Annotated in this window: 1 protein-coding gene; it reads left to right on the top strand. The window is 54.2% G+C overall.

The window, feature by feature from the left end; genetic code table 11:
* A partial coding sequence (locus tag ACM0OZ_RS49305) for a GlsB/YeaQ/YmgE family stress response membrane protein (protein ID WP_414590229.1) occupies nucleotides 1-266 on the top strand: 266 nt, incomplete at its 5' end.
* Between the last annotated feature and the right edge of the window lie 9 nt (nucleotides 267-275).

The following is a 275-nucleotide window of genomic DNA, read 5'->3' as shown; positions in this document are numbered from 1 at the left end:
TGCATCTCGCCTTTGGATTCCTAGGCTGGATTATTTTTGGTGGACTTGCAGGCTGGCTTGCCTCAAAGGTCATGAAGACCGATGAGCAGATGGGCGTATGGGCCAACATTGGCGCCGGCGTAGCAGGCGGTTTAATCGGCGGAGCTATTCTCGGCTTCGCCCTTGGCAAAGACAGCGCCGGATTCTTCTGGAGTTTCGTCACCGCTTTCCTGGGTGCCTGCCTCATCATTTGGATTGTCAAGGCCATCAAGACCCACAAGAATTAGCCATCACCA

It is taken from the genome of Scytonema sp. PCC 10023, assembly GCF_963920835.1.
Lineage (GTDB): Bacteria > Cyanobacteriota > Cyanobacteriia > Cyanobacteriales > Nostocaceae > Kalymmatonema.
Note: the sequence above shows the minus strand (reverse complement) of the source record. Positions and strands in the feature narration are given on the sequence as shown.